The sequence below is a fragment of the Clostridium sp. ATCC BAA-442 genome, assembly GCF_964239415.1.
Taxonomy (GTDB): Bacteria; Bacillota; Clostridia; order Oscillospirales; family Oscillospiraceae; genus Flavonifractor; species Flavonifractor plautii.
Window position 1 is genome coordinate 1 of sequence record NZ_CAXSQB010000087.1, and the last position, 6,762, is coordinate 6,762.

At 66.8% G+C, this 6,762-nt stretch carries 8 protein-coding genes; 2 read left to right on the top strand and 6 right to left on the bottom strand.

Features of this window, described 5'->3' with window-relative positions:
• Nucleotides 1-492, bottom strand: a 492-nt coding sequence (locus ACESY8_RS19170) for a diacylglycerol/lipid kinase family protein (RefSeq protein ID WP_498794937.1), incomplete at its 3' end; no start/stop codon positions are given.
• A 160-nt stretch (nucleotides 493-652) separates the two neighbouring features.
• Between ACESY8_RS19170 and ACESY8_RS19175 the strand changes: the two genes are divergently transcribed.
• Nucleotides 653-1,363 carry an AzlC family ABC transporter permease gene (locus tag ACESY8_RS19175; RefSeq protein WP_007495676.1) on the top strand — a complete coding sequence of 237 codons (711 nt, stop codon included), beginning with the start codon at nucleotides 653-655 and terminating at the stop codon, nucleotides 1,361-1,363.
• The gene (locus ACESY8_RS19180; protein WP_007495674.1) at nucleotides 1,357-1,689 is read left to right on the top strand and encodes a branched-chain amino acid transporter permease; all 333 of its coding nucleotides are present in this window, start codon (nucleotides 1,357-1,359) and stop codon (nucleotides 1,687-1,689) included. Before ACESY8_RS19175 ends, ACESY8_RS19180 begins: the two co-directional genes overlap by 7 nt.
• A gap of 45 nt (nucleotides 1,690-1,734) precedes the next feature.
• Here ACESY8_RS19180 and ACESY8_RS19185 read toward each other — a convergent pair whose 3' ends face one another.
• The 5 genes from ACESY8_RS19185 to ACESY8_RS19205 all read right to left on the bottom strand — a co-directional run bounded on the left by ACESY8_RS19185 (nucleotide 1,735) and on the right by ACESY8_RS19205 (nucleotide 6,500).
• The gene (locus ACESY8_RS19185; protein WP_024723886.1) at nucleotides 1,735-2,187 is read right to left on the bottom strand and encodes a GNAT family N-acetyltransferase; all 453 of its coding nucleotides are present in this window, start codon (nucleotides 2,185-2,187) and stop codon (nucleotides 1,735-1,737) included.
• Nucleotides 2,188-2,370: 183 nt separating this feature from the next.
• Nucleotides 2,371-3,192: a P-loop NTPase gene (locus tag ACESY8_RS19190; protein WP_054339570.1), complete on the bottom strand. Its 822-nt coding sequence runs from the start codon at nucleotides 3,190-3,192 to the stop codon at nucleotides 2,371-2,373.
• Between the two features lie 219 nt (nucleotides 3,193-3,411).
• Nucleotides 3,412-4,356 carry a uridine kinase family protein gene (locus ACESY8_RS19195; protein WP_054339571.1) on the bottom strand — a complete coding sequence of 315 codons (945 nt, stop codon included), beginning with the start codon at nucleotides 4,354-4,356 and terminating at the stop codon, nucleotides 3,412-3,414.
• A gap of 12 nt (nucleotides 4,357-4,368) precedes the next feature.
• Nucleotides 4,369-5,853, bottom strand: a complete 1,485-nt coding sequence (hemZ, locus tag ACESY8_RS19200; RefSeq protein ID WP_498794938.1) for a coproporphyrinogen dehydrogenase HemZ — start codon at nucleotides 5,851-5,853, stop codon at nucleotides 4,369-4,371.
• A gap of 38 nt (nucleotides 5,854-5,891) precedes the next feature.
• Nucleotides 5,892-6,500 (bottom strand): MBL fold metallo-hydrolase, encoded by a 609-nt coding sequence (locus ACESY8_RS19205; RefSeq protein WP_054339572.1) that lies wholly within the window; start codon nucleotides 6,498-6,500, stop codon nucleotides 5,892-5,894.
• Nucleotides 6,501-6,762: the final 262 nt, after the last annotated feature.

Below are 6,762 nucleotides of genomic sequence, written 5' to 3' on the forward strand. Positions count from 1 at the left end.
CCCCTCCAGCACGTAGGCCAGGTGGCCGAAGATATTTTTCACCGGCTGGGGCGTGCTGTAAGCCACGTCGGTAAAGGCCCCGAAGGCGGCCACATAGATGAAATAGCGGTCGTTGAAGGAGCCGATATCCACCGGCCTGGGCACACCGGCGGCGGCCACCCTGGCCATGGCCTCCATCCCCCGTGGGAGGGAGAGGTTTTTGGCAAAGTCGTTGGTTGTACCGGCGGGGATGTAGCCCACCTCCGGCCGGTTCTCCAGGCCCATCAGCCCGGCCACCACCTCGTGGAGGGTGCCGTCGCCGCCGGAGCAGACAATGCGGTCAAACTCCCCGGCCCGGGCGGCGGCCACCGCCGTGGCGTCCCCAGCCCCCTGAGTGGGGTGGATGGTCACGTCCCACCCGGCCGCCGCCAGCGCGTCCTGCACCGCGGCCAGCCTGCTTTTCAGCAGGCCCTTGCCCGCGTGGGTATTGTAGAGAAAGAGCAGCTTTTTCATGGGTGTCCTCCATCTGTTTGTGCATCCATTATACCGGATTGTGGGCAAAAAACAACCTCCGCTGTGGACGGAAGCGCCAAAAATCCGCCATCCCTCTTGCTTTTCCATGCTAAAGTGTGTAAAATAGAGACTCCACTGTTTGGCAAAAAGGGTGTATCGTATGGACCGCAAAGCGCTCTCCGCGGCATTCCCGGTGACGGTGCCGGTGCTGATGGGCTACCTGGCCATCGGCATCGCCTTCGGGCTGATGCTCCAGGAGATTGGATACAACTTCATCTGGGCTTTCTTCATGAGCCTGACCATCTACGCCGGTTCCGGGCAGTACCTGGGGGTGACCCTGCTGGGCGCCGCCGCCTCCCTGGGCACGGTGGCGGTCATGACGCTGCTCATCAACTTCCGGCACCTGGTATACGGTCTGTCCATGCTGGAGAAGTTCCGGGGCATGGGGCCCCGCAAGCTCTATATGATTTTTTCCCTTACCGACGAGACCTATGCCCTGCTGTCCTCAGCCCGGGCCCCGGTGGGGGTGGACCCCCGGAATTTCTATTTTGCCATCGCCCTGCTGGACCAGAGCTACTGGATTCTGGGCTCGGTCATCGGCGCAGTGGCCGGGGCGCTGATCCCCTTCAGCACCGAGGGGGTGGACTTCGCCATGACCGCCCTGTTCGTGGTTATCGCCGTGGACCAGTGGAGGAGCTACCGGAGGCACCTGCCCGCCGTTCTGGGGGCCGGGGTGACGGTGCTGTTTCTGATTGTCCTGGGCCACTTCTTCGGCCAGGATCAGATGCTGCTCATCTCGCTGGGCGTGATTGTGCTGTGCCTGCTGGTCCTGCGGGACAGGCTGGACGAGAAGGAGGAAGAGACATGCTGAGCACCGCAGGGGCCGTCGCCGCCATCGCGGTCATGGCCATTATCACCTTTCTGACCCGCGCCCTGCCCTTCCTTCTCTTTGACCGGGGGGAGTCGCCCCCCAAGCTGGTCCTCTACCTGGGCCGGGTTTTGCCACCGGCCATCATCGCCATGCTCATCGTATACTGTCTCCGGGGCGTGTCCTTTGCCGCCCCCGGCGGCTGGGTGCCCCAGCTCGTGTCCGTGGCGGCGGTGGTGATCCTTCACCTGTGGCGCAGCAATACCCTGCTGAGCATCTTCGGAGGCACCATTTTGTATATGGTGCTCGTCCAGGCCGTGTTTCCCTAACGCAAGCGCCCCCCCCCAAAAGGGGGGGGGGCGCTTTTGCCCGGTTCAGCGGGTGCGCAGGCACATCACCCGTTCGCCGTGGGTGTCCCGCTCGCCGGTAAAGCGGAAGCCGAAGGACTCGTACAGCGCCGCAGCCGGCCGGTTGGCCTCCACCACGCTGAGGTAGATCCGCTTTTTGTGGTACTCCCGCTCCAGCCGCTCCAGCAGGGCGGCCAGCGCGGCCCGGCCGTACCCCCGGCCCTGAAAGCGGCGGTCGATCAGCAGCCGGTCCAGCCACAGCCGTCCAAAGGGCAGGTACTCCCAGAAAAAGCCGTACATGGCGAAGCCTATGAGGGCATCCCCATCATAGACCCCCACGGGCCGCCAGCACCGCCGTCGGTCCGCCTCGGCCAGGCACTCCGCCACGCTCTCCACAAAGCCCTCCTGTCCGGGGGCCGTCTCCAGCCGCTCTACAGCGGCCCTGGAAGCCACGGTCACCGGCTCCAACCGGATTTTCATCGTCTCACGCTCCATATACGCGAAAACACAGGCCCGCCGCCTTTCGCGGGCCTGTGCCTTCGTAATTGAAAGAAGAGAGGAAAGAGAGGGGGCGTGGTCATCTCTGACCACGCTGTTATCCTATTCCATCCCTATGAACCCCTTTTGAACCGGATATGAATATTTTGTAAAGGAATGACCCGCTTACTCCGCCAGCAGTTCGGCCACGGCGGTCAGATAGTTGGGATCTAGCTCCTCAATCCGGCCCGCGTCGCAGGCGGCGGCCACGGCCGGATCAATGGGCAGGCGGGCCAGCACCTTCAGGCCCAGATCGGCGGCCACCTGCTCGATGTGGCTCTCGCCGAAGATGGCGTGCTCCTTGCCGCAGTCGGGGCAGCGGAAGTAGCTGTAGTTCTCCACCAGGCCCAGAACGGGGATGTGCATCATCTCGGCCATCTTGACGGCCTTGGTGACAATCATGCTCACCAGATCCTGGGGGGTGGTGACCACCACGATGCCGTCCACCGGCAGGGACTGGAACACCGTCAGGGGCACGTCGCCGGTTCCGGGGGGCATATCCACAAACAGGTAGTCCACGTCGCCCCAGATGACATCGGTCCAGAACTGCTTCACCGCCCCGGCGATCACCGGGCCGCGCCACACCACCGGGTCGGTCTCGTTCTCGGTGAGCAGGTTGAGGCTCATAATCTCGATGCCGGTTTTGGTCTCCGCCGGGTAGATGCCCAGCTCGCTACCCTCGGCCTTGGTGTGGACGCCGAAGGCGGTGGGGATGGAGGGGCCGGTGATGTCGGCGTCCAGGACGCCCACCGTCTTGCCCATGCGGCGCATGGCCACCGCCAGGGAGGAGGTGACCAGGCTCTTGCCCACGCCGCCCTTGCCGCTGACCACGGCGATGACCTTCCCGATGTGGGACAGGCCGTTGGCCGGGGCGCGGAAGTCCTGGGGCGCGGTGCGCTCCCCGCAGCTCTCGCCGCAGGAGGAGCAGTCGTGCGTACAATCGGACATAGTTTTCGTTCCTTCTTTCCTATGTGATTAACAGGGTTTTGGGCGGGACATACGGACGGCGGACTGGGACACGGCCGCGATGTATCGCGGCCCTACCCCGCCGCGCCGCCCATACAATCCGCGGGGCTCGCGGCCGCCTGACGGGCGCACACGCAGGTGCGCCCCTACGGGTGGCCTCCTGATACGGCACAGAGGGCGGCCTATGTGCCGCCCCGCCGGTCAGTAGTGGTAGCTCCCCCCGCCGATGAACTCCCGCAGCAGGGAGTCGGGGGCCACCAGGGCGGGATCCACCGGCTCAAAATACCGGAAGGCGTCCACCAGATCGTGGTACTCCTGCCAGCGCTCGTTGTCGGGGGGCACCTGCTCCACCGCCGCGCGCAGGGCGTCGGCGTAGTGGGCAAAGACCGGCACCTCATAGCGCAGGGAGGAGTCGATGATCACATGGGCGCGGCCCTTGTAGGGCGAGATATACTTTTTCTCCCCCCGGCGGACATTATACCACATCAGCAGCGTTTCCAACAGGTCTGTCCCGCGGAAATTGTAGTCCCGCACGGCGCGGCGGGAGATGCGCATCCAGGTGCCCTTGAAGCGCAGCTGCTCCCCCTCCAGGATGTTGGAGCGGGCGGAGATATACATGCCCGTGGCCTCCGGGTGGCGGCCGGCAATGTCGTCGTTGAGGGCGTGAATGCCCTCGAAGATGGCAATCTCGTCCTTCCCCAGCCGCAGGGGGGTGCCCCGGCTGTCGTTGCGCATCTGGCGGGCGAACTCGAAGTGGGGGACGATGACCTCCTCCCCCCGGGACAGCCGGTCAAAGGTCTCGTCCAGCAGCTCCATGTCCAGCAGTTTCGGGGACTCGTAGTCGATGTCCCCCTCCGGCGTGCGGGGGGCGGTCCTGCGGTTGAGGGTCTTGAAGTAGTTGTCCATGGACACCGTGTGGGCGTTGACCCCCCGGCGCTCCAGCTCCCGCTCCACCTTCATGGCCGTGGTGGTCTTGCCCGAGCCGGAGGGGCCGGACAGAAGCACGATGGGGCTCTCCTTCATCCGCGCCAGGATCTTGTCCACGGCGGCGTGGATGCGCTCCTGGTAGTGGGCGTCACACTCGGCCAGAAAGGCGGCCGGGTCCCGCCGGATTTTTTCGTTGATCTCACTGAGCTGATAGGGCATGTCTTCCCTCCTTTACCTTCCGTGCGCGGCGTAAAATTGGGCCACCCTGGCCTTGTCCGCGCAGATAGCGTCGATCTTCTGGATGTACTCCTGGGGGTATTTGGCGTTGGCCAGGCGCTCGATGTACCCGGTGGCGCGGTCGACCAGCTTGGTCACTCCGCCGCCCCCCAGGGAGACGATGGTGTGCAGCTCCTCCATCATGCAGATGTTGTAGAGGCTCTCGGCGCCGGGCCGGCACCAGCCCACGTTCTCAAAGGAGCCGGACATGTACTTCTGGCGGTAGAGGTAGTAGGGCCTCTGCCCGTCCCCCCGCAGGGCGGCCCAGGCGAAATCCAGCATATCCGCCACCGCCGCGCCGGAGGGCAGGCCGCCCCCCTCCTCCATCAGCCGGGAGCCCTTTTTCAGGGCCAGGGTGTGCACCGTCACGTTCTCCGGCCCCAGGTCCAGCACCTGCTCCAGGGAGGCGCGGAAGCCCTCCGCGCTGTCGCCGGGCAGCCCGGCGATGAGATCCATGTTGATGCAGCCGATGCCGCTCTCCCGGGCCAGGGCGTAGGCCCGGAGAATGTCGTCCGCCCGGTGGGCCCGGCCCATCCGCTCCAGCACCGCGTCCTGCATGGTCTGGGGGTTCACCGACACCCGCGAGCACCCCCGGCGGGCCAGTACCGCCAGCTTCTCCGCCGTGATGGTGTCCGGCCGCCCGGCCTCCACCGTGTACTCGGTGCAGCCCGACAGGTCGATGTGCTCCGCCAGCTCCCCCATGAGCCGGTCGAGCTGGGGGGCGGAGAGGGTGGTGGGGGTGCCGCCGCCGAAGTAGACGGTGCGCACCCGCATCCCCGCGTCCGCCAGCATGGTCCCCGTGGCGGCCAGCTCCCGGCACAGGGCGTCCAGGAAGGGGTCAATGAGCTTGAGGGCCCGCCCCACGTCGGCGGAGACGAAGGAGCAGTAGGCGCACCGGGTGGGGCAGAAGGGGATGCCCACGTAGAGGGAGACCTCGCCGGGGGCCAGGCTGCGCAGGGCCGCCAGGCTGGCCCCGGCGCAGTCCATGGCCAGCCGCCGCCGTCCCTCCGTCACCCGGTAGGTGTCCCGCAGCAGCCGCTCCGCCTGGGCCGGGCTGGCCCCGGCCAGCATGGCCTTGGTGGGGATCTTCACCGGCCGCACCCCGGTCAGCGCCCCCCAGGGGGGCTCGCCGCCCCGGGCGGCGGTGCCCGCGTCGTAGAAGGCCAGCTTCAAAATCCGCTGGAGCGCCCGGTCGGTGGACAGCGGGTCGGTCAGCTCCGCCGTCCGGCATCGGCGGGCGGCCCGGTATTCCCGTCCCCCATAGCTCAGCGCCGCCGTGGCGGTGGCCCAGACCGCCCCCCGGTGCAGGGAGAGCACCAGCGCGTCCTCCCCCGGCGCCGGGGGCCCGGCGGGATACCCCGGCCGCTGGGCGGGGAACAGCGTCAGCAGCATCTGCTCGGCGGCGTATTTGTAGTCGTGTCCGTGTAAATACAGCTTCATGGGCCGTGTCCTTTCTCCGGGGGCGGCGGCCTTCCGCCTCAGCCCTCCATGGCCTCCCGCAGGTAATAGTTGGTCTTGCGCTCCTGCTCCAGGGTGGAGGCCCCCATGTGGCCGGGAAGCACGTGGTAGTCGCCGGAGAGGCGGCCCAGCCGCCCCAGGGAGGCCATGATCTCCTCGTAGGAGCCGCCCTCAAAGTCGGTGCGGCCCATGGAGCCCTGGAACAGGGTGTCGCCGGTGAGGAGCACGTCCCCCACCTTCAGCGTCACCCCGCCGGGGGTGTGGCCGGGGGTGTGGAGCACCTCAATATCCATCTTCCCCAGCTTCACCACGTCCCCGTCCTGATAGGGCGTCGTCTCCGCGCCGACGGCGGGGAACACGTCGCCCCCCACCAGGGCCGCGTCGGCCGGGTGGAGGTACACCGGCACCCCGGGCAGGGCGGCGCACAGCTCGGCCACGCCGCCGGTGTGGTCGAAGTGGGCGTGGGTCAGCAGGATGAGCTTGAGCTCCATCCCGTCCGCCTTTAGCTGGGCCAGGATACGCGCCCCCTCCCCGCCGGGATCCACCACGGCGGCGGTACGGGTCTCCTCATCCTCCAGCAAATAGCAGTTGGTGCCCAGCTGGCCCACCTGCATCACTTTGATCTGCATCCTTTTTCACCTCATCAATGGTTGTCTGTGCCTGCGCCTCCGTGGGCGGCCACAAGGGCCCCCCCTACCGGGCGGAATGCCTCCTGATATGACATCGTATTCGGCGGAATTCGTAGGGGCGGCCCTTGTGGCCGCCCGCAAACGCCGGGGCGCGTTCGGCCCTACATCTGGTCGGTGTCCAGCAGAATGGTCACTGGCCCGTCGTTCTGCGAGTACACCTGCATATCCGCGCCGACCCCCCCACGGGGCGGGAGCCCCGTGG

Bases quoted from the DNA above. Each gene is read 5' to 3' on its own strand.
- ACESY8_RS19190 (WP_054339570.1), bottom strand. From the start codon at position 3,192: ATGTCCGATTGTACGCACGACTGCTCCTCCTGCGGCGAGAGCTGCGGG.
- ACESY8_RS19195 (WP_054339571.1), bottom strand. From the start codon at position 4,356: ATGCCCTATCAGCTCAGTGAGATCAACGAAAAAATCCGGCGGGACCCG.
- hemZ (WP_498794938.1), bottom strand. From the start codon at position 5,853: ATGAAGCTGTATTTACACGGACACGACTACAAATACGCCGCCGAGCAG.
- ACESY8_RS19185 (WP_024723886.1), bottom strand. From the start codon at position 2,187: ATGAAAATCCGGTTGGAGCCGGTGACCGTGGCTTCCAGGGCCGCTGTA.
- ACESY8_RS19180 (WP_007495674.1), top strand. From the start codon at position 1,357: ATGCTGAGCACCGCAGGGGCCGTCGCCGCCATCGCGGTCATGGCCATT.
- ACESY8_RS19175 (WP_007495676.1), top strand. From the start codon at position 653: ATGGACCGCAAAGCGCTCTCCGCGGCATTCCCGGTGACGGTGCCGGTG.
- ACESY8_RS19205 (WP_054339572.1), bottom strand. From the start codon at position 6,500: ATGCAGATCAAAGTGATGCAGGTGGGCCAGCTGGGCACCAACTGCTAT.